The sequence below is a fragment of the Methyloferula stellata AR4 genome (genome assembly GCF_000385335.1).
GTDB classification, from domain to species: domain Bacteria; phylum Pseudomonadota; class Alphaproteobacteria; order Rhizobiales; family Beijerinckiaceae; genus Methyloferula; species Methyloferula stellata.
Map to the genome: position 1 here is coordinate 3,197,190 of NZ_ARWA01000001.1, position 20,131 is coordinate 3,217,320.

The window sequence follows — 20,131 nt, forward strand, 5'->3', positions numbered from 1 at the left end:
GAGTGAGCGGTCAACGCTCATAACCCACGCTGCTGGTAGGATCATGGAGTGTCGCGTATGAGATTAGTGCCGCGTAATACGAGAAACATAAATCCACTCGGCATGGGCTTGCCGCTCTGGCTTAGTCTCACCGTATCAACGGGCGCGCTGGCACAAGCCGCGTCCCAACCGGCGGCGGAAGGCACCGTCGAAGACGTGGTTGTTTCCGCGCCGCCTCAAACGATCACGCAGCAACAGCTTGACAAAGTTCAATCGACGCCTGTCACAGCGACGGTTGTTACCCAGCAGCAATTGGAAGCCGCTCAGATCACCAGTCTGACGGGTGCGCAAAAGCTCGAGCCAAGCCTGAACATTAAATTTTCCAACGTGCGTAACATCGCAATCAATGTGCGCGGCTTCGGGGCGGCTTCATCAACCGCGACAGATGGCGTCTTTAACGGCACGCCGGTCTATCTCAATGGCGTCTATCAGCCCTTCGTCGGCCAGGCGATCTTCGACATACCCGATCTTGTCGGCGTCGAGGTCTTGAAGGGCCCGCAGGCGACCGCTGGCGGCCAGGACAATACGGGCGGCGTGGTGAACATCACGACGGCTCTGCCGAGCTTCACTCAAGGCGAGAACTTCGAGTTTCAGTACGGCAGCTATAATATGTTCCAGGAAAAAGCGAGCGTGACTGGCCCGGTCGCTGGAACAGATTGGGTAGCGTACCGTCTTTCCTTTTTCGATAAGGATCAAGAGGGCTATCTCGATAGCACGACCGATGGCAATAAATATAATGGCACGCATACCAAATCCGGCATGGCGCAATTCCTGCTCACGCCGACCGCCGATCTGACGGCCCTTCTCAGCGCGAATTATTCGACGGTCACGCAAGCGCAGAGCGTCGCGGCCTATATCGGTACCATGACCAATTACGCAAACGGCACACCTGTCTCGAACAACTTCCTAGCCCGTGCCGCGAAGCTCGGCTTTACTCCGGCGCTGCCCGGGTCCCTCCTCAGCACCTATACGACGAACGGCAGCGGGTGGCAGAACACCGCGGATGATACCTATCAAGTCGCCGCGAAGATCGACTACACGTTCAACAAGTGGACGCTTGAATCCGTCACGTCCGGCGGGGCCTACGACTTCCATCCGCATAACGGCTTCACGTTGATCCCGGGGATTATTTCACCCTATGGCTCAGGCTCACAGATTGATGCGAAGGACTTCACCCAGGAAATTAAACTATCGAATCCGACGGGCGGACCGGTCGATGTCACGGGCGGCGTGTTCTTTCTGAAGAGCCTCGTCATCGATCACTCGACCAGCACTCCATTTGGGCCATTGTCCGGCGCCTTCTACGGCACCTCGAAATATTCCGCGGCGACCAACAACGCGGCCTATAATTATCTGACTCAGCAAGGTTTCGACAATCCCGATACGACCGAGATAGCGCCCTATATCCGCGACGTCTGGCATGCGACGTCAAATCTCGATATCACGACCGGCCTTCGTTATTCTTACAATTATAAAACTAGCAGCTTCTACCAGTGGATTCCAAACGAAATCGTCAACCCGCAAAGTGCTACGATCACTGCCCTTCAGCAGTCCCAGAAACTCACGCCGCGAGCTTGGTATGCCTCGACCCATCAGGGCATGGTCTCCTATGTCGGCACCGCGACCTATAAATTTACACCGGACGTCTTCGCTTATGCGACGATCTCGCAAGGCGGCCGCGCCGGCGGCCCGGCCCCGGCCTATGGAAACCTTCCCAGTACTGCCCCGGAGACAGTGAAAGCTGAGCGCCTCGAAAATTATGAAATTGGTCTCAAAAGCCAATGGTTCGATCAGAAGCTGACGGCCAATCTCGCGGCCTTCGTGATGTACGATCATAATTACATCGCCTATGGCGCAACCACGACAGGCAACGCGACCTCTTATCTCACCAATGCGCCGCTCGCCGAGTCGCGTGGCGTCGAAATCGACCTTCGCGCACAGCCGGTCGAGGGCCTCAATCTCTACGCCTCGGGCACCTACGACGACGCCTTTTACGCATCGTTCGCGCAAGGCGCTTGCCCGCCGGAAATCACCGGCCAGTCAACCTGCAACCTGACCGGAAAACCGCTTGCCAATACGCCGAAACTTACGCTGGTCGGTGGCGGCGAATATAATTACCGTCTCGGCAATGTGCTGGCCTCATGGGGTACTTATGCGGATAAGCCCCTCGTCGCCTATGCCGGTGCGGATTATACGTGGCAAAGTCAGTTTTTCTCGGATGCAAGTGGCGCAACGACCGACAGCATCTATGCATCCATCCATCCCTACGGCATCCTTGATGTTCATGCCGGCATCAAATTCGCGGACAACAGTTGGGATCTGGTTGGATGGATTCATAATGCGCTCAACAAGCATTATTACACCGCCATCGAATCGACAACCGCCGGCGAAATCCTGGCAACGGTTGGCGACCCTCTGATGGGCGGTGTGACATTGAGGGCAAGGTTCTGAGATCACTCTCCAGGAATGAAAAAGGCGGGCGCATGCCCGCCTTTTTTTGCCGATGATTTCATGCCGGTAGAAAGATCATCGCTTTCTGCAAGCGGTTCGACGTGTGCCTATTTGTTTCTTGGCTTATAAATCTCGTGGCAGGCCTTGCAGGTGTTTGGAACCTGCCGCGCCAGCGTGGCGGCGCCTGAAAAATCCTTAGCTTCAACAGATTTTTCGATGGAGGCCACAAGATCGAGCCCGTCTTGGGCGATCTTCACCGCATCCTCGGCGTTGCCTTTCTTCGAGAAATAGCCCTTCGAATAGGTGAAGCCGTCGCGGATGACACCGGCATCATCCAGCGCATTTGCCGCATTGCCGGCGGTAATGTCCGGCTCAAAGAACTTGAGCACGCGATCGACATCATGCATCAGATCGTCATCGTAGTCCTTCAGGTCTATGTCCTTATGCTCCGCATAGGCCATGCCGCCCAGAAGCGTCGCACATAGGCCGACCGAGACCGCAAATTTTCTAGCTGTCTTTCTTCTCATTTACACTACGCCCCCGATTTCGAGTGTCCGTCCATTGATATGAACCAAGAAAAGAACGCCGGAAGCGATCTCCCGGCGTTCCCAAACATCTGCGGCCGAGAAAGAGGCCGGTTATGCAAGAAGCTCTTCGACGACCGCGCCATAGACAACGGTCGGACGCTCAGACCGGCCATCATGCTTGTAGATCGTTTTCAGATGATCGAGGCCCAATTGCTGAAGCACGGTCGCATGAAGGTCATAGGTGTCCACCTTCTTGCCTTGCGACTGCAGGCCGATCTCGTCCGTCTCACCGAAGGTCGTGCCGGCCTTAACGCCGCCGCCGGCGAGCCATTGGGTATAGCCCCAGGGATTATGGTCGCGGCCGTTGCCGCTCTGGCCATAGGATGTGCGGCCGAACTCCGAGGTCCAGACGACGAGCGTCCGATCGAGGAGCCCACGTTGCTTAAGATCCGTGAGGAGGCCGGCGATCGGCTTATCGACGGATTTCGCGTGGGCGCCGTGATTGATTTCGAGATCTTGGTGCGCATCCCAGCTCCGAGCCTCGCCGTTACCGGCCGCCTCGAGCTCGCCCGACACGATCTGAATGAAGCGTACCTTGCGCTCGACCAGACGGCGGGCGCGCAGCAGGATCGTACCGTATTCCTTGGTCGTCGGGTCGTTCAAGCCGTAAAGCGACTTGGTCGCATCGGATTCCTTCGACACATCGACGGCTTCCGGCGCCGCTTCCTCCATACGATAAGCAAGTTCATAGGAGCGCAGACGTGCCTGAAGCTCTGTGTTCTCGGGGTGCTCCGCCCCTTCCTGGGCGTTCAAGCGGCGCAGCAGATCGAGGTCGTCGCGCTGCTCTGTGAGCCCCATGAGTTCGGGATGTGCGAGGTCCAGGATCGGCGATGGTCCAGGACGGAAGGCAACGCCTTGATAGACTGCAGGCAGGAAGCCGGAATTCCAATTCACCGATCCGGCGCGCGGCTCCTTCTTGCCGGCGTAAAGCACGACATAGGCCGGCAGATCGCGATTGGCTGAGCCGAGCGCATAGGTCACCCAGGCGCCAAGCGACGGCCGGCCAGGCCGCAAATCACCGGTGTTCAACTTGAGAATTGAAATGTCGTGCGTCGCGCCGATGGTCGTCGAGGATTTGATGAATGTCAGCTTGTCGGCATGTTGAGCGATATTCGGCAAAAGATCGGAAAACCAAGCACCGCTGTCGCCATATTGCTTCCAGCTTCGATTGGACGCGAAAAGCTTGCCGACACCGCCCTGCGTGCTGGTTTTGATGCCGTTCAGGAAAGAGGCCGGCGGCTCCGTACCTGCGAGTTTGATCAGCTCAGGCTTATAGTCATAAAGGTCCAGCGTGCTCGGCGCGCCGTCCATATGAAGCCAGATGACCGAGTCCACTTTCGGCGGAAAGTGCGGCTGCTTCGGCGACAGCGGATCGACGAATGTATCGGCCAGAGCGGGTGTCGCGAAAATACCGCCTCCGGGCATTTGAGCCGCGAGCGTCAGCCCGCCGACACCGTAAAGTGTATTGAACAGCATTTCACGGCGTGAATGAGACCTCATGATGGCATCCTTTCTTCGAAACGTTAGAAACTAGAAGCGGTAGGCAAAGTCGTTCGAGTTCACGACCGCATGGACGAGATCGACGAGAACAGCGGCGCGGATCGGATCGAGAGATTCCGTGGGCTTGTAGCCAATCGGAACAGCGACCGAGAACTTGCCGTCAGCTGCCTTTTCCCTGATCACTTTCTCATGGCTCACAAAGAACCCGAGCAGGAGAGACTTCTCGGAGTCGTTGGGATTGCGCGAGAACAGGATCTGGTAGAGCCGATCGATCTCCGCCGATGGATCATTGCCTGCCTCGCGGACCACGCGGCCGGCCAGTGCCTGCGACCATTCATAGACGACGTTATCGTTCAAGAGCGTCAGTGCCTGCATTGGCGTCGTGGTCACATCGCGCTTGCTATGAACCTGTTGGGCATTTGCCATGTCGAAAGGCTCGAGCATGGGATAAGGCACACTGCGCCGCGTGAAGATATACAGGCTGCGGCGATTGAAATCGTGCGGGTCCTTGGAAACCTCCCATGCGTTGCCGGCACCCAAGTTCGAAGGCACGGGCGGGAAAACGCTCGGACCACCAATCTTCTCCTCAAGCTTGCCTGAAGCAACAAGCAGCGAGTCCCGGATCTCCTCCGCATCCAAGCGCTTAGCCGGGAAGACCGCCAAAAGCTTGTTGTCGGAATCCACGGAATGCACATCTTCGCGATAGGCCGACGATTCCCTGTAAACCGAGGACAGAAGGATCTGCCGATGCAACTTCTTGATGTCCCAACCGCTGTCTATGAAGCTCGTTGCGAGATAATCCAACAGCTCGGGATCGGTCGGCTTCTCGCCGCCTTTACCGAAATCGCTGACCGTCGCAACGATGCCCTTGTCGAAATATTCGTTCCAGACACGGTTGACGTAAACGCGGGCGGTCAGCGGATTGTTCGGGCTCGCTATCCAATTTGCGAGAGCGGTACGCCGGCCAGACGACATAGCCGACGGCGTGATGACGGGCTTTTCGTCGGTCAAGGCGGCAGGGAATGCCGGCTGGACTTCCTCAAGCGGCCGCTCATGATTGCCGCCGAAAAAGACGAAAGTCGGCGGAGACTCCGGGCCAAGCTCCATCATGGAAGTAAAGGTATCGGAGCCCTTGGCCGGCTTCATTTTATCGAATTTTTTCAGCTCCTCGGTGAGCTTCTTATATTCAGCCCATTTCGCCTCATTTTCCGGCTTATAGGCGGGATTATCCTTATTCTCGGCAATGTCGCGCAAATATTGGGAGAGATCATTGTCGGTGGTCACATTTTCCAGCCGATGATTGACCCACTGATCGAGCGGCGTCCAATCCTCTTTCGGCTTAAAGATGGATGCCCGGCTGTCCGTCAGATAGCGCTCTTCATGATATTTAACGGCAGCGTCCCTGATCGGCTCCAACAAGGCCTTACGCTGCGCCCTGATATCCTTGGTCGCTTCCTGATATTTCGCCTGCTCTTTGTCGTACTCGCGCTCGACATCGCCTTTCGCGGCGGGATATTTCATGCCTTCGCTGGTATTCGCAAAAAAGGCCTGCAGCGAAAAATAATCCTGCTGGGAGAATTTATCGAACTTGTGATTGTGGCACCGCGCACAGCCAACAGTGGTGCCAAGGATCGCCTGGCCAACAGTATCGGTCATGTCCGTGGTGATTTGATATTTCCGGTCAACGAGGTCGCGCGAATTATAATTGTCGGGATAACCCGCCAAAAACCCGGTCGCGACCATGATGTTTTGATTACCCGGCGCGATCTCGTCGCCGGCCAATTGCTCCTTGATAAATTGTGCGTAGGGCTTGTCTTCGTTGAAGGATTTGATCACGTAATCGCGATAGCGCCACATATTGGGACGCGTTACATCGTTTTGAAATCCAGTGCTATCCGCGTAGCGCGCGAGGTCGAGCCATTGACGCGCCTGACGCTCGCCATAACGTGGCGAAGCCAGAAGACGATCGACGAGCTTCTCATAAGCGTCCGGCGATGTATCGTTGACGAAAGCCGCAACTTCTTCCGGCGAAGGAATAAGCCCCCACACATCGAGCGTGGCGCGGCGAATGAAAGCACTGCGATCGGCCTCGGGAGACGGCTTCAGTCCTTTGGCTTCAATCTTCGCCAAAATGAAAGCGTCGATCGGCGTGCGTACCCAATCTTTCTGACTAACGACCGGTTCAACCGGCTTCTGCAATGGCTGCCAAGCATAAGGAAGTCGCGATGTCCGGCTCGAAGCCTTGACCTCTCCGTCTGACGGTTTGTCATCTGCCATTGCAGCGACCGTAGACAGACCCAATAATGCGCAGAGAAATGCCCGTTTCATTGACCTGTTCATCGTCGACCCCAACTCCGCTTTAGACGCACGGCAGGCACGGCGGAAAAGACATCCGCACGCTGGGTCACATTTGAGCTATATCCCGATCAGTTTAGAGTGATCTTAGCGCTGATCCGGACGATAATCATAAGGTGATGGCGAGCCGCGCCATGGCCTATATTCCTACTATTATTATCGATAATGTCAATTGACAGAAAAGAAGAGCTAACTTAAAAGTGAACTCAGTTGTGCACGGCTGAATGCGTTCCTCCGCATCACCCATCGCAACCTAAACATCCAATTTAATACGGCTTGCCGAAGCGGGCTTCGCACGCGTTCGCGTGTCCCCTCTGCATGACTCGTTGACGACAAATGAAACCGAAGGAGATCGTGCGTGACACGCAGGACGGCCAATGATTTTCATCCGGAGATTCTGAAGCTCTTCGATCTTCACGTTCATGGTTTCATCAGCCGCCGGCGATTTATCGACAGCGCCGCGAAATTCGTGGCCGGTGCCACGGCCGCTGCCGGCGTGCTCGAAGCCCTGAGCCCGCGCTTCGCTGAGGCCGAACAAATCGCCAAAGACGATGCGCGTATCAAAACGCGTTATCTGGATTATCCGTCGCCGGATGGTTACGGCACCGTGCGCGGCTATCTCGCAGAGCCCGCGCAAACGGGAAAAAAGCTTCCGGTGGTTTTGGTCGTGCATGAGAATCGCGGCTTGAACCCGCATATAGAGGATATCGCGCGGCGGCTCGCCGTCGATCAATTCATCGCTTTTGCGCCTGACGCGTTGACGCCGCTTGGCGGCTATCCCGGCGATGAAGACAAGGCCCGCGAGCTTTTTCCAAAGCTCGATCAGGCGAAGACGCATAATGATTTTCTCGCGGCTGCGAAATTCGCGAAAGAGCTGCCGGACAGTAACGGAAAAGTGGGCGTCGTCGGCTTCTGCTATGGCGGCGGCATCGCCAATTTCCTGGCAACGCGCGTTCCGGATCTCGCCGGCGCCGTGCCCTTCTACGGGGCTCAGCCGACAGCGGATGAAACCGCGAAAATCAAAGCCCCTCTGCTCATCCACTATGCCGGCGCCGACGACCGCATCAATGCAGGCTGGCCCGCCTATGAGGCAGCGTTAAAGGCGAACAATGTCAAATATGAAGCCTACATCTATCCGGGTGTTCAGCACGGCTTCAACAATGACACGACGCCTCGCTACGACGAAGCCGCCGCGAAGCTCGCCTGGCAGCGCACCGTCGATTTCTTCAAGGCCAATCTCGTAAGCTGACTTAATCGTCGTGCGCGGCGAAACCGCGCGTTCTGTAAAAAATGAGGGTGATGATGAGTAAAATTCTGGCATGTGCAACTTTGGCTTTCCTACTCGCGTCGCCGTTGGCGAATGCGGCGGAGCCCGGCAAGGCTGGGGCTCCCGCGGCGGCCGACCCGCATTACACATATGCGCCCGACCCGCGCTATACCTACAAAACGCCGCGGCTGAACCGCGCCCAGTTGGACGCGCTTTTCGCCAAGCCCGAAAGCCTGCTTGTGCTTGACATCCGCCGTCCCGACGAGTTGACGGAGACCGGCGGCTTCCCAGCCTATCTCAGCATTCAAGTGAGCGACCTTGAAAAGAGCCTTGCCTATTTGCCGAAGGACCGGACGATCGTGGTGGTTTCGAACCGGGCCCATCGCGCTGGCGCTGCCGGAGACCTGCTGACCAGTCATGACTTCAAGGTCGCGGGTGCGATCGGCGTGCTTGATTACGCGGAACAGGGCGGAACGATCACCAAGGTCCAGAAGCCGGCGCCGCAAGCAGCTGCGGCCACGCCTGCCCCCGCGGCTGAGAAGCGTTGAAGGGCCGAGCGATGAAGCGCCTTGTCTCTGCAATTCTTATTGCGGGCCTTTGCACGACACCCGCTTTTGCGGGCTTGAAGCCGGGCGACCTTGCGCCCGACTTCACCGCGCAAGCGGCCGTCGGCGGCAAGGACTTCACCTTTTCCCTGGGAGAGGCTCTGAAACGCGGACCCGTCGTCCTTTACTTCTATCCGAAATCATTCACGCGCGGCTGCACCATCGAGGCGCATGACTTCGCTGAAGCGGCGGAGAATTTCGCAGCCGCTGGAGCAACGCTGATCGGCATGTCGAAAGATACGATCGATACACAGCGTAAGTTCTCGACCGAGGAATGCCGCGACAAATTTCCGGTCGCAGCCGATCCGGATCTCTCCGTCATTCGTGCCTATGACGCGGTGAGAATCGCGCCAACTGCCTCGGGGGACATTGTCTCCGACCGGATCTCCTATGTGATCGCGCCTGATGGCAAGGTGATCTATTCCTACACGGATTCCGCGCCGGACAAGCATATCGAAAACACGCTTGCGATCGTGCGTGAATGGCACGACCAGCATCCAAAGCAATCCACCAATAGCCAATGAGGGCGTGATGAGCACTTTGCAATTGTTCCGCGTTAAATTGATCTCTGCCGTTAGTCTTACATGTGCGCTCGCCATTCCCGCGAACGCGCAGCTTCTTAGTCAAAAGAGCCTGTCGGCCACGCTCGCTTTGACGATCGCTCAGACCGCTTATGATGCCTGCACGAAGCAGGGCTATCATGTATCCGTGCATGTTGTTGGCCGCGACGGCGAGACCCTCATCGCCATACGCGGCGATGGCGCGTCGCCCCATACGTTTGAAAATAGCGAGCGCAAAGCCTATACGGCGCGCACATTCAAGAAACCGTCCGGCGAATTCGCCCAGCAGTTGAAGGACAATCCGACGCTGAGTTCGGTTCATCTCGCCAATGTCATCGCCGCGCAAGGCGCTTTGCCGATCAAGGTCGGCGACGATGTGATCGGTGCCGTTGGTGTTTCTGGCGCACCGGGTGGCGACAAGGACGAAGCTTGCTCAAAGGCCGGCATCGATAAAGTGGCAGCCGAACTCAGCTGACCATTCGTAGTTCGCGCGCTTGCTACACGCAAAGCAGCGGATGCAGGCGGCGCAACGCTCACCAAACTCATTGCCGAATTCAAGCAAAGGGCGACTTGGTCGCTCTTACATGGGTTGCGTTCGACGGTGAGAAGATCACATCGCGGCAAGCCAAATCACGGCGTCATAACAAGGAAGGTCGGTTCGTCATTTCCCCTGCACCGCTGAAGTGAAAAGCTGTTTGCCGAGCTCCGCGCGGGGCAAACGGCGTCGAGCGAGCATGGCAGCGCGCCCGGGCACAGTTTGAAATCGGTTCAAACGATTTGGACAGGTACCTTTGCCGTGACGAGCGGCTTGTTCAACGATTCGTAAACTCGCAAGCGCGAACGACTCAGAAACGAAAACTGCAACGGATTTGCGAAGGGCCTAAAAGCTGGTTCTTTTAGGTATATTAAAGACACCTAAGTCTTTGATTTTATTGGTGAGCGCGTCGGGATTCGAACCCGAGACCCTCTGATTAAAAGTCAGATGCTCTACCAGCTGAGCTACGCGCTCTTGGAGGGATGCGCCTGAGTAGCCGCAACGGGTGCAGGGGTCAATAGAACGCCGCTTCTGCGTCAAAACGCGACGCCGCAATCTAATAGAAGTGCGCGACGATCAAGATCACCGCGAAAACAAGCGTCGTCAGCACTGTCGTCCAGAACGCCTTGATCCAGAGTTTCGGTGCGACCGGCGCGCCGGGGTCCGTGCCCGGAACCAAATCGCCCGCTTCATGCTGCGAGCGCACGCCGAAGGGTAGAACCGCGAAAAGGACGGTGAACCAGGTCGTGAAGAAGATCGCGATCGCCATAGGTGTGGAGAAAGGCAATTCGGGCCTCCGTCAGGTTTTCGGGGTCACGCCACCCCATAGAGCAGGACGAGCAAAAGTGAAGCGGCTTTGCGAACGCAATCAAGTTTACGCAGATTGCGCAAGCTTATCAGCGCTATCGCGCTCTGAGTCCTTAGAATCCACCATGTTCGTGATCTAAGCCAAGCTTGAGTGGGAGCTTAACGGTCAAAAGCTTTACCCCCGGCGGCCGCGCGGCGCAAAACAGCTTATTCCAACGGGCCCGACGGCCCGATCTGTGACCTTGAGGTCACGGCAGGCCGCAAAGTGATTCTCTTGAGCCCTTCGTGAGCTGTACCGCGTTGCCAAGCAAGGCCGCTCGCTGGAGAATAAATACAGCGGCGGGGCAATCCGCCGATTCTCATTTTTCTATATAAAGAGAGCTGAAGATGCGTCGTCACTTTTTGACATTCGCGGTCGCCATTTTGGCGTTCAGTGCCATTAGCGGATCCGCGTTCGCCCGAACGCATGCTGCCGCCGCTCCGGCCAGCGCCGCGCCGGTCGATACCTGCAACCTCCTGTGCCGGCTTTTCGGCGGCCCGGCGGCCAGCTCGGGCCAACCCGGCGGTGTGGCCCCGCCGCGCGAGATGGTCGCCTATAGCGGACCCTACGCACCCGGCACGATCATCATTTCGACACAAGAGCGCCGGCTTTATTATATTCTTCCCGGCAATCAGGCGGTTCGCTATGGCGTTGGCGTCGGCCGTCAGGGCTTCGAATGGTCCGGCGTCCGGACCGTCACGGCGAAGCGCGAATGGCCGGATTGGACGCCGCCGTCGCAAATGCTGCGCCGCCGCCCCGACCTGCCCCGCCATATGGCTGGCGGCCCGGAAAATCCGCTCGGCTCGCGCGCCATGTATCTCGGCGGCACGCTCTATCGCATCCATGGCTCGAACGAGCCGGGCACGATCGGCACCGCGGTCTCGTCCGGCTGCATTCGCATGACCAATGAAGACGTCCAGGATCTCTATAACCGGGTCCGGGTCGGCACGCGCGTCATCGTGCAGCGCTAGCCTCCGCTCAGGCTCCCGCGTAGCCACTACGCGGGAGCTAAGATCGTACGGACGGCCATCGCCGAGAGCGCGCTTGCATTCGACACGAACGCGTGAGGTCTCGCTCGCAAGCGCAACCTTCCAGACAAAGACTCGTTTCATGCGAAAGGGCCGGATCGACCGGCCCTTTTGCGTGTCTGCTCATGGCGCCGTTTCAAATCACCTTGAGGCGCTATGTGGCTTGATTCAACAACGAGAGTGAAGCCAACCGTGGTTCGGCGCTTCATCCAAAAAGATGATCGACTTTTCGTTTCCGCTGCATCAACGTTGGCCAGGCTTATCCCGGCTCAAGCCTTTGGCTGCGAGTTCGTCCAGATAGAAGGCCCATTTCTGGTCATGCTGCGTCCCGAGCTCATAGAGATAATCCCAAGTGAAAATCCCTGTCGAATGCAGGTCGTCGAAGGTCAGGCGCACGGCATAGGTGCCGACCGGTTCGACACCGATGACCGTGATATTTTCCTTGCCGCCGACGGTGACGCGCTCGACCTCGGAATGCCCCTGCACTTCCGCGCTGGGACTCATGACGCGCAAATATTCGGCCGTCAGATCGAAAGCCGATCCGCTCTCGAAATTCACGTGCAAAAGCCGGCCGCTGTCCTTGAGACGCAATTCGCTCGGCCATTGACCCGTAGAGACACTCATCCAACCTTCTCCCCTAAACCTTACGGAAACCCGTTTTCCCTCTTATATGTAGCGGCATGAACCCCTTCTTCGCCACTGTTTTGCGCAACGCACCCGGTCACAAGCCGGATCAAGCGCCCTTGGTCGATCCGTTCGGACGGGCGATCAGCTACGTTCGCGTCTCGGTAACGGACCGCTGCGATTTCCGCTGCGTCTATTGCATGAGCGAAGACATGAATTTCCTGCCCAAGGCCGATCTTTTGACCCTGGAGGAGCTCGACCGGCTCTGCTCGGCCTTTGTCGCCCGCGGCACCAAGAAGCTGCGCATCACCGGCGGCGAGCCGCTCGTCCGCCGCAATATCATGAGCCTGTTTCGTTCGCTCGCACGACATCTCGACAGCGGCGCCCTTTCCGAATTGACCGTGACGACAAATGGCTCGCAATTGGCGCGCCACGCCAAGGATCTCGCCGCCTGCGGCGTGCGCCGGATCAACGTATCGCTGGATACCCTCAATGCGGATACGTTTCGCGCGGTGACGCGCTGGGGCGATCTCAACCAGGTGCTCGCCGGTATCGATGCGGCGCAAGCTGCGGGCCTCGCGGTCAAGATCAATATGGTGGCGCTCAAGGGCACCAACGACACCGAGATCCTGCCGATGCTGCGCTGGGCGCATTCCCGTGGCATGGATCTCACTTTGATCGAGGTGATGCCGCTCGGCGACGTTCACGCCGAACGCGTCAACCAATATCTGCCGCTGACCGAAGTCGAAGCCGCGCTGGGGCAAGAGCTCACCTTGCGCCCGCTTGCCTATTCGACCGGCGGCCCTGCCCGCTATATGGAAGTCACTGAGACCGGCGGCCGTCTTGGCTTGATCACGCCGCTCACGCATAATTTCTGCGAAAGCTGCAATCGCGTGCGGGTCACCTGCACCGGCACGCTTTACATGTGCCTCGGCCAGGAAGATGCCGCCGATCTGCGCGCGCCCTTGCGCGCTTCATCTACGGACGAGCTTCTGCAACAAGCGATCATCGAGGCCATCGCACGCAAGCCTAAGGGTCATGATTTCATCATCGATCGCGAGCATCAGACGCCGGCCGTGTCGCGCCACATGAGCGTGACGGGCGGATAAAGCCTTTGGCGCCGTCATGCGCGGACAGGATTTGACCGGGACCACCTCCGCTAATGGTAGAAATTTGCGGGCTGCGTCCTCTCCGTACTGGGCGAACTGCGAACGCCAATACAACTGAAATTACGCCGTAATTTCCAATCCTCCGAGATAAAAAAAGCGCCCGGGAGGGCGCTTTTTTCACCACACGGCTTGTGCGGTTTTTTAGAACTCGTCGGCCATGCCCATGCCGGGATCGCTGACGGTATGACGGCCGGTTTCCACGCGTCCGGCCAGGCGGCGAGCGAAGCCTGCATCGGTATCGGCATTGACGAGGAAGTCATACCAGGAACCAGTGCTGGCCAAATCCCAGTACAACTCCATTTGCCGACGGGCAGGCACCGCGATTTTCCACGAGGTGCTATGCTCGGAGCCGAAAATGGATCCGGGGACGAATCCGGGAACGTGACCGAAACCTGGGAAGAAGCCGACCAGCAAGGGCGCGAAGGCAGAAATTGTACTCGTGACACCGGTCAGAGGGCCATAGATTTTGTTGGACCTCACGGTGAAACGCACAGTGCCGCCGCCGTCGTTACGCAGTTGCAGATGCAAGCCGCCGCCGAGGACATTACAACCGACGCTAATCTCCGGCTTGGGTGAGAGGCCCGTCGTCAACGGCTTTGTCCCACCTGTGAAGGTCCGGTTGAAGCCGTTCGGCCCGAGCACCCACAAGTCGTAAAGGCCATCCGCCGAGACGCTCCACTGGTCGTTCAGCGACTTGCCAGCTTCGACACCGTAGCGCCGCGGCAGGCTCGTGAGGCTCAGCTTGTCATAGACGTGAAACACCGCGCCGACCGAACCGGTGTTGGCGAATTGCAGCGTGACGGCGCCTTTGACGGCATCGACATATGCGCTCGTGTCCAGCCTGTAAGGCAAGGCACGCGAGGGACGGAAGCCAATCGCCTGCAGTGGCATCGGGCCATTGGGCGACACGGGAATCGCCGGTAACGCCGACTGCGCGGCAACCAACGCTTTCGCAGCACTCTGGGTCGTGCTGCCTGCGAGCACCGGTAACGGCTCGTTGTTGGGGGCAGCGAAGTTGAAGGCGCTGGTGAGGTCACCACAGATTGCTCGGCGATACGCGGTGATCTGTCGCTCGATTACGCCAAAGCGCCTCTCGAGGAACATCAGCGTTGACGTGTGATCGAACACCTGGGAATTGACCCAGCCGCCGCGGCTCCAGGGCGAGATCACCCACATCGGCACGCGCGGGCCGGGGCCATAGGGCCTACCGTCCTTGGCGGGCTGCGCAGAGGTGGCGGGTGTGTAGTTATGATATTCGAAGGCCATCTGCGCGTCGGTCAGCGTGTACTTGCCAGCCAGCGTGCCATCGGGATTACGCGCCGGCGCCGACGGCGGTGGCAGGTGATCAAAGAAGCCGTCGTTCTCATCGAAGTTCACGAGCAGCACCGTTTTGCTGAACACTTCTGGATTCGCGGTCAGTGCATCGAGCACGGCCTGCACGTACCAGCCGCCGCTCGCCGGGTTCGACACTCCCGGATGCTCGCTGTACGTCGACGGTGGGATGATCCACGACACTTCGGGCAGGTTGCCGCTCTGGATGTCAGCGATGAAGGTGGACAGTAAGCCATCCGGCATTGTGTTCGCAAAGCCGGGGGCGAGCGGATTAAACTGGGCATCGGACGGTTGGTAGACTGGCAGTTGCGGCACGCTTGGATTGTTGTACTGGGAGAGGCTCTCACTTCCCAAATACCACGGCCGGCGCGCGTCCGGCATGCTCGCGATCGCCTCCCGCCAGTGCTGGAAGCTCATCATCTCATTGCAGCCGTAGTTGTCGTACAGGCTCTGGTACACTTTCCACTTCACGCCGGCCGCTGCCAGACGGTCCGCATAGGTGGTCCACGGCCATCCCGCGGTGCCTTGAGACGGAACGCCGACGTCGTTACCGTCGTTGTATTGATTATTCAGCACGGCCACATTCACTTGCGCGCCGTTGACCGGGCTGATGCCGCTTGAGCCATTCGTGCCGGTCCAGTAGTATAAACGGTTCGCAATGGTACCAGTATGCATCGAGCAATGATAGTGATCACACAGCGTGAACGCCTCAGCCAGCGCGCGCTGGAACGGCACTTCCGCGTTCTCGTAATAGCCCATCGACAGTTTCGTTTTTGCAACTGGCCACTGGTTCATGCGGCCGAGTGACCACGCAGCCTGGGCGTCCGACCACGTATGCGGCGTGCCCCCGGCATTGATCGCGTTGCCCTTGTTCTCGTCGAGGTGATACGGCGTATAGACTTGGTTGTCCGAATAGGTCTGGTAGAAGATATTATCGACGTTCTGCGCTGGAATCGCAAAGCGATCACCGTAACCACGTACACCCTTGTATGTGGCGAAATATGAGTCGAACGAGCGGTTTTCCATCATGAGCAGCACGACGTGCTTGACGTCCTTGATGGTGCCGGCCTCGTGGAATGCCGGGATAGCCAATGCGCGGCGAATGCTTTCCGGGAAGCCCGCCAGCGCGGCTGCTGAGAGGCCGGAGGTCGCGGCTCCGGTTAGAAAATGGCGGCGTGTAGTCATAACAAACATTGACCTTTCTTGAGACAAAGCGGTGCCTGCAGCGCGTTGCGAGCGCCGGTGCGAAAATGCGGGAGTTGAAGTGGGGCCTGGCGCTTTATCGATGCCAGGCTGCTGCGGCTTTCTAGCTAGCCGCTGGCAGGCACGGGCTCGGTGCGACAGCATAAGCCGGCCGTTCGGCCGCTCGAAAAAGGCAGAGACATACGCCGCACCATGGATACGGCGGTCGTCATCGACTTAATCACTGGATTCGCCCCCATTGAATTCACCAAACAGGCGATGGTTCGGCGAACGGCGCGTGTATAGGAGGCGTCGATGACAGTCTTAAGTCGCAAGAATGATAGGAGAGTGACTGATACTTATGCAACTTACAGAATATAGTAATGTAATACCTAATTGCTGAAATTACAGCATGATCCCAATCAGCAACAGGAGACAGACTCGAACTGTTATATCCGCAGCTACCAAATTCTTTGCGTAAAATGCGGTCATGTCGGTGATCATAAATTCATATCTTCGCGCAGACAGTAGACGGCCAGTATTGCAAAAGAATGCCGCTGCCCTCCGAGAGATACGCGATGGCGATGATTATGCGACCGCGCATAACGATGACGGTGGAAGCTTACTCGATCACGATCTTCGGCGCTTGACGCGCGCGGCCTTTTTCCAGCGTCGCCTTCACCTGCTCGGCGATCTGCTTGTAGATCAGCGAATGCGGGCTGTCGGGCTCCAGAACCGTGATCGGCTTGCCGGAATCGGCGTGTTCTCTGATGCCGATCGCGAGCGGTATCTCGCCCAGGAAGGGCACGCCGAATGTCTCGGCTTCATGCCTCGCGCCGCCATGCGCGAAAATCTCCGAGCGTCCGCCGCAATGCGGGCAGAGAAAATAGCTCATATTCTCGACGAGGCCGATGATCGGCACATCGACCTTGTTGAACATGGCAATGCCGCGCCGCGCATCGATCAAGGCGAGATCCTGTGGCGTCGAGACGATCACCGCGCCGGCCAAAGGCACGGTCTGCGCCAGGGTCAGTTGCGCATCGCCCGTGCCCGGCGGCATGTCGACGACGAGGCAATCGAGTTCGCCCCAGGCGACGTCGCGCAGCATCTGCTGCACGGCTGCCATCACCATCGGGCCGCGCCAGATCATCGGATCGGCTTCATCGACCATAAAGCCGATCGACATGGCGCGCAGGCCATAGGCCTCGACCGGTTTCATCATACGGCCGTCGGACTCGGGCCGCGCACTGGTGCCAAGCAGACGCGGCAGCGACGGACCGTAAATATCGAGATCGAGAACGCCGATCTTCCAGCCGAGCGCGGCAAGGCTCAAGGCGAGATTGATCGCGGTTGTCGATTTTCCGACGCCGCCCTTGCCGGAGGCCACGGCCAGAATATGGGTGACGCCGGGAATGCCGAGGCTGCGTGCCGAGGGCGCCGGTTTCGGCGGCGGCGGCGGAGCCGGCGCCTTGTCGGCGGTGAGGCTGACAAGCGCGCCCGCGACGCCATTCAACGCCTTTACCGCGCCTTCGGCGGCGACGCGCATGCCTTCCATCGCGCCGGCCTGCTGCGGGTCGATCCCGATCGAAAGATAGACTTTGCTATCCTTGATCGACAGGCCGGCGATGGCGCCCGACTGGGGCAAAGGGGTTTTTCCGTCCGGGCCTGGCACGGATTGAAGCGCATTGAGCACGTCTTGATCGCTAAGCATTTTATCTCGTCCATTCTGGAGACGCGCCTTATAGGCGCTCTCTGATGCCCGTTCAATCCTGAGCCGGATTTGCCATGAAATTCAGCAAGTTGGCTTTAACTCAACCATGTGCGGTAAGGCGGGCGCCTCAGCCTCGCATCGGCCGGACGGCGCCGTCAGGACAGCGTTTCACATCAAATGGGCTCCGCAGGCTGAATCTGTTCATTTTTCAATCAAAACTCGTGCCGTTTACACGAAATCGCGAGCAGGCCCGTAAGCCTTTCGAAAAATGCGCCTTCTTGACAGGACGGTGCAAAGATAAGGTCTTGTCTCGACAACCCGTCCTAAGGCAATCTGCCCGCCGCGGCGGCTTCACGACAAACCAATAATCGCCCGCGAAAGAAGATCATCCTGACACCTTTGAGCATCCCCTCCGCCGCGCGATATCTGTTGATCCTTGCGCTGGCTGTTTTCGCTACGCTTGGCCCTGCCCGGCCGCTCTGCGCCAATTCTCCAGCCGGCGCCACCGAGCCAAAATGGAAAGAGGTGCGCATAGCCAGCGAAGGCGCGCGCCCTCCTTACAATTATCTCGACAATAATGAGCTCGCCGGCTTCGAGATCGATCTTGGCAAGGCGCTGTGTCAGCGCATGAATGTGACCTGTCATTTCATCATGCAGGACTGGGACGCCATGGTGCCGGGCCTCCTCGATCATCAATATGATGCCATCATGGCCGCTATGGAAATCTCGGATGAGGCGCGCGAGAAGATCACCTTCAGCGAGCCTTACGCGCGCATGCCGTCCGCCTTCGTGACCGCGCGCAAAAGCCAATTGAAGGATTTCAGCCCGGCCGGACTTGCCGGAAAGGCGATCGGCGTCGTGGCGGGCGGCGCGCATCAGGCCTATGTCGAGGACGTTTACGGCAAATCCGACATTCACACCTTCCCGACGCTCGAAGACGCCATTCTCGATCTCGCCGAAGGCCGCGTCGACGTCGTCATGGGCGACAAGGACGAGGTCACCGATTTCCTCGACAAGAACAAGGAAGGCCAATGCTGCCGGACGGTCGCCGATGTGCCGCGCGATCCGGCCTATTTCGGCGAGGGCATAGGTGTCGGTCTGCGCAAGGAGGACAAGGAGCTGAAGTCCATGTTCAACAAAGCGCTCGCCGACATCAAGGCGGATGGGACTTTCACGCAAATCCGCGCCAAATATTTTAAATTCGAAATCGACTGACGGACACAAAGTCGCGAGGCGAGTCATCGGCTGGCACGCTGTCTGATAGATAGCTGCGAGATTTCGGTAAACCGTCTGCTCAGAAGGAAGATCACTTATGGCAAAAGTCGCGTTTCTCGGCCTCGGCGTCATGGGCTATCCGATGGCAGGTCATCTCAAGAAAAAGGGGCATGAGGTGACGGTCTATAATCGCACCGCGGCCAAAGCCGAAAAATGGGTCGCGGAGTTCGGCGGATCATTTGCGCCGACTCCGAAAGCCGCCGCGGCAGGCCAGGAAATTGTCTTCGCCTGCGTCGGCAACGACGATGATCTGCGCTCGATCACGACGGGCCCTGAGGGCGCTTTCGAGGGCATGAGCGAAGGCGCCCTTTTCGTCGATCACACGACGGCTTCCGCCGAAATCGCGCGGGACCTCCATGCCAAAGCGAAGGCGCGCGGTCTTGGCTTCATCGATGCGCCGGTCTCGGGCGGCGAGGCCGGTGCGCAGAACGGCGCGCTGACCGTAATGTGCGGCGGCGACGAGGCCTATTATACTCGGGCCGAGCCCGCCATCATGTCCTTTGCCAAGGCGAGCCGCCTCATGGGACCTTCGGGCTCCGGTCAATTGACCAAAATGGTCAATCAGATTTGCATCGCAGGCCTCGTCGAGGCGCTCGCGGAGGGCCTGCATTTCGCGGCAAAGGCGGGTCTCGACGCCAATGCCGTGATCGACGTCATCTCGAAGGGCGCCGCTCAATCCTGGCAAATGGAAAACCGGCATAAAACCATGATCGAAGGGAAATTCGACTTCGGTTTCGCCGTCAATTGGATGCGCAAGGATCTCGGAATCTGTCTCAGCGAAGCGCGCCGCAACGGCGCCAATCTGCCGGTTTCCGCGCTGGTCGACCAGTTCTATGCCGAGGTGCAAAATATGGGTGGCGGCCGCTGGGATACTTCGAGCCTGATCGCGCGCTTAAATAAGCAATAGCCAAGCTTGTTCCGCAAAAGCTCTACGCTTCTTATAGTTAATCAAACCTTGTGCATTTACCAAGTTTACTTGGCTGTAATGTTTGCATTTAACACATACAATTTATGATTATTTTTCAGGAGGTGCTTGCACAACTGTAACTCTGTAGTGCTATCAT

At 58.1% G+C, this 20,131-nt stretch carries 16 protein-coding genes and 1 tRNA gene; 9 read left to right on the forward strand and 8 right to left on the reverse strand.

Annotated features, from left to right (window positions below; translation table 11 throughout):
* Positions 1-57: 57 nt before the first annotated feature.
* Positions 58-2,490, forward strand: a complete 2,433-nt coding sequence (locus tag A3OQ_RS0115770; RefSeq protein ID WP_083931604.1) for a TonB-dependent receptor — start codon at positions 58-60, stop codon at positions 2,488-2,490.
* Positions 2,491-2,597: 107 nt separating this feature from the next.
* Here the strand turns inward: A3OQ_RS0115770 and A3OQ_RS0115775 are convergent, their stop codons facing one another.
* The 3 genes from A3OQ_RS0115775 to A3OQ_RS0115785 form a co-directional block, all read right to left on the reverse strand.
* Positions 2,598-3,017 carry a hypothetical protein gene (locus tag A3OQ_RS0115775; RefSeq protein ID WP_020176378.1) on the reverse strand — a complete coding sequence of 140 codons (420 nt, stop codon included), beginning with the start codon at positions 3,015-3,017 and terminating at the stop codon, positions 2,598-2,600.
* Positions 3,018-3,128: 111 nt separating this feature from the next.
* Positions 3,129-4,577 carry a DUF1501 domain-containing protein gene (locus A3OQ_RS0115780; RefSeq protein ID WP_026595883.1) on the reverse strand — a complete coding sequence of 483 codons (1,449 nt, stop codon included), beginning with the start codon at positions 4,575-4,577 and terminating at the stop codon, positions 3,129-3,131.
* A gap of 30 nt (positions 4,578-4,607) precedes the next feature.
* The gene (locus A3OQ_RS0115785) at positions 4,608-6,854 is read right to left on the reverse strand and encodes a DUF1553 domain-containing protein (protein ID WP_020176380.1); all 2,247 of its coding nucleotides are present in this window, start codon (positions 6,852-6,854) and stop codon (positions 4,608-4,610) included.
* Positions 6,855-7,290: 436 nt separating this feature from the next.
* Here A3OQ_RS0115785 and A3OQ_RS0115790 point away from each other — a divergent pair, with 436 nt between their 5' ends.
* From A3OQ_RS0115790 to A3OQ_RS0115805, 4 genes are read left to right on the forward strand one after another with little or no spacing between them, the layout of a single operon-like run.
* Positions 7,291-8,181, forward strand: a complete 891-nt coding sequence (locus A3OQ_RS0115790; protein WP_020176381.1) for a dienelactone hydrolase family protein — start codon at positions 7,291-7,293, stop codon at positions 8,179-8,181.
* A 53-nt stretch (positions 8,182-8,234) separates the two neighbouring features.
* Positions 8,235-8,747, forward strand: coding sequence for a rhodanese-like domain-containing protein (locus A3OQ_RS0115795; RefSeq protein ID WP_152428482.1), 513 nt, complete (start codon positions 8,235-8,237; stop codon positions 8,745-8,747).
* Between the two features lie 11 nt (positions 8,748-8,758).
* Positions 8,759-9,328, forward strand: coding sequence for a peroxiredoxin (locus A3OQ_RS0115800; RefSeq protein WP_020176383.1), 570 nt, complete (start codon positions 8,759-8,761; stop codon positions 9,326-9,328).
* Positions 9,329-9,335: 7 nt separating this feature from the next.
* On the forward strand, positions 9,336-9,839 hold the full coding sequence (locus A3OQ_RS0115805; protein ID WP_020176384.1) for a GlcG/HbpS family heme-binding protein: 504 nt from the start codon (positions 9,336-9,338) through the stop codon (positions 9,837-9,839).
* A gap of 458 nt (positions 9,840-10,297) precedes the next feature.
* Here the strand turns inward: A3OQ_RS0115805 and A3OQ_RS0115810 are convergent.
* Positions 10,298-10,373 (reverse strand) — tRNA-Lys (locus A3OQ_RS0115810).
* Positions 10,374-10,455: 82 nt separating this feature from the next.
* The gene (locus tag A3OQ_RS0115815) at positions 10,456-10,686 is read right to left on the reverse strand and encodes a DUF1467 family protein (protein WP_200860007.1); all 231 of its coding nucleotides are present in this window, start codon (positions 10,684-10,686) and stop codon (positions 10,456-10,458) included.
* Between the two features lie 407 nt (positions 10,687-11,093).
* Here A3OQ_RS0115815 and A3OQ_RS0115820 point away from each other — a divergent pair, with 407 nt between their 5' ends.
* On the forward strand, positions 11,094-11,717 hold the full coding sequence (locus A3OQ_RS0115820) for a L,D-transpeptidase (protein ID WP_026595887.1): 624 nt from the start codon (positions 11,094-11,096) through the stop codon (positions 11,715-11,717).
* Positions 11,718-12,017: 300 nt separating this feature from the next.
* On the opposite strand, the gene A3OQ_RS0115825 is transcribed toward A3OQ_RS0115820, so the two are convergent.
* Entirely contained in the window at positions 12,018-12,398 is a 381-nt protein-coding gene (locus tag A3OQ_RS0115825) for a gamma-butyrobetaine hydroxylase family protein (RefSeq protein ID WP_020176387.1), read from the reverse strand.
* Positions 12,399-12,454: 56 nt separating this feature from the next.
* Here A3OQ_RS0115825 and moaA point away from each other — a divergent pair, with 56 nt between their 5' ends.
* Positions 12,455-13,507 carry a GTP 3',8-cyclase MoaA gene (moaA, locus tag A3OQ_RS0115830; protein ID WP_020176388.1) on the forward strand — a complete coding sequence of 351 codons (1,053 nt, stop codon included), beginning with the start codon at positions 12,455-12,457 and terminating at the stop codon, positions 13,505-13,507.
* A 201-nt stretch (positions 13,508-13,708) separates the two neighbouring features.
* Here moaA and A3OQ_RS0115835 read toward each other — a convergent pair whose 3' ends face one another.
* Positions 13,709-16,093 (reverse strand): phosphocholine-specific phospholipase C, encoded by a 2,385-nt coding sequence (locus A3OQ_RS0115835; RefSeq protein ID WP_020176389.1) that lies wholly within the window; start codon positions 16,091-16,093, stop codon positions 13,709-13,711.
* Between the two features lie 610 nt (positions 16,094-16,703).
* Entirely contained in the window at positions 16,704-17,792 is a 1,089-nt protein-coding gene (locus A3OQ_RS0115845) for an Mrp/NBP35 family ATP-binding protein (RefSeq protein ID WP_020176392.1), read from the reverse strand.
* Positions 17,793-18,191: 399 nt separating this feature from the next.
* Between A3OQ_RS0115845 and A3OQ_RS0115850 the strand changes: the two genes are divergently transcribed.
* The gene (locus A3OQ_RS0115850; RefSeq protein ID WP_020176393.1) at positions 18,192-19,007 is read left to right on the forward strand and encodes a transporter substrate-binding domain-containing protein; all 816 of its coding nucleotides are present in this window, start codon (positions 18,192-18,194) and stop codon (positions 19,005-19,007) included.
* Between the two features lie 97 nt (positions 19,008-19,104).
* Positions 19,105-19,974, forward strand: a complete 870-nt coding sequence (locus A3OQ_RS0115855; RefSeq protein ID WP_020176394.1) for an NAD(P)-dependent oxidoreductase — start codon at positions 19,105-19,107, stop codon at positions 19,972-19,974.
* Positions 19,975-20,131 lie beyond the last annotated feature (157 nt).

Coding starts and splice junctions, on each gene's coding strand:
- A3OQ_RS0115770 (WP_083931604.1), top strand. CDS start 58: ATGAGATTAGTGCCGCGTAATACGAGAAACATAAATCCACTCGGCATG.
- A3OQ_RS0115775 (WP_020176378.1), bottom strand. CDS start 3,017: ATGAGAAGAAAGACAGCTAGAAAATTTGCGGTCTCGGTCGGCCTATGT.
- A3OQ_RS0115780 (WP_026595883.1), bottom strand. CDS start 4,577: ATGAGGTCTCATTCACGCCGTGAAATGCTGTTCAATACACTTTACGGT.
- A3OQ_RS0115785 (WP_020176380.1), bottom strand. CDS start 6,854: ATGGCAGATGACAAACCGTCAGACGGAGAGGTCAAGGCTTCGAGCCGG.
- A3OQ_RS0115795 (WP_152428482.1), top strand. CDS start 8,235: ATGAGTAAAATTCTGGCATGTGCAACTTTGGCTTTCCTACTCGCGTCG.
- A3OQ_RS0115800 (WP_020176383.1), top strand. CDS start 8,759: ATGAAGCGCCTTGTCTCTGCAATTCTTATTGCGGGCCTTTGCACGACA.
- A3OQ_RS0115805 (WP_020176384.1), top strand. CDS start 9,336: ATGAGCACTTTGCAATTGTTCCGCGTTAAATTGATCTCTGCCGTTAGT.
- A3OQ_RS0115820 (WP_026595887.1), top strand. CDS start 11,094: ATGCGTCGTCACTTTTTGACATTCGCGGTCGCCATTTTGGCGTTCAGT.
- A3OQ_RS0115825 (WP_020176387.1), bottom strand. CDS start 12,398: ATGAGTGTCTCTACGGGTCAATGGCCGAGCGAATTGCGTCTCAAGGAC.
- moaA (WP_020176388.1), top strand. CDS start 12,455: ATGAACCCCTTCTTCGCCACTGTTTTGCGCAACGCACCCGGTCACAAG.
- A3OQ_RS0115835 (WP_020176389.1), bottom strand. CDS start 16,093: ATGTTTGTTATGACTACACGCCGCCATTTTCTAACCGGAGCCGCGACC.
- A3OQ_RS0115845 (WP_020176392.1), bottom strand. CDS start 17,792: ATGCTTAGCGATCAAGACGTGCTCAATGCGCTTCAATCCGTGCCAGGC.
- A3OQ_RS0115855 (WP_020176394.1), top strand. CDS start 19,105: ATGGCAAAAGTCGCGTTTCTCGGCCTCGGCGTCATGGGCTATCCGATG.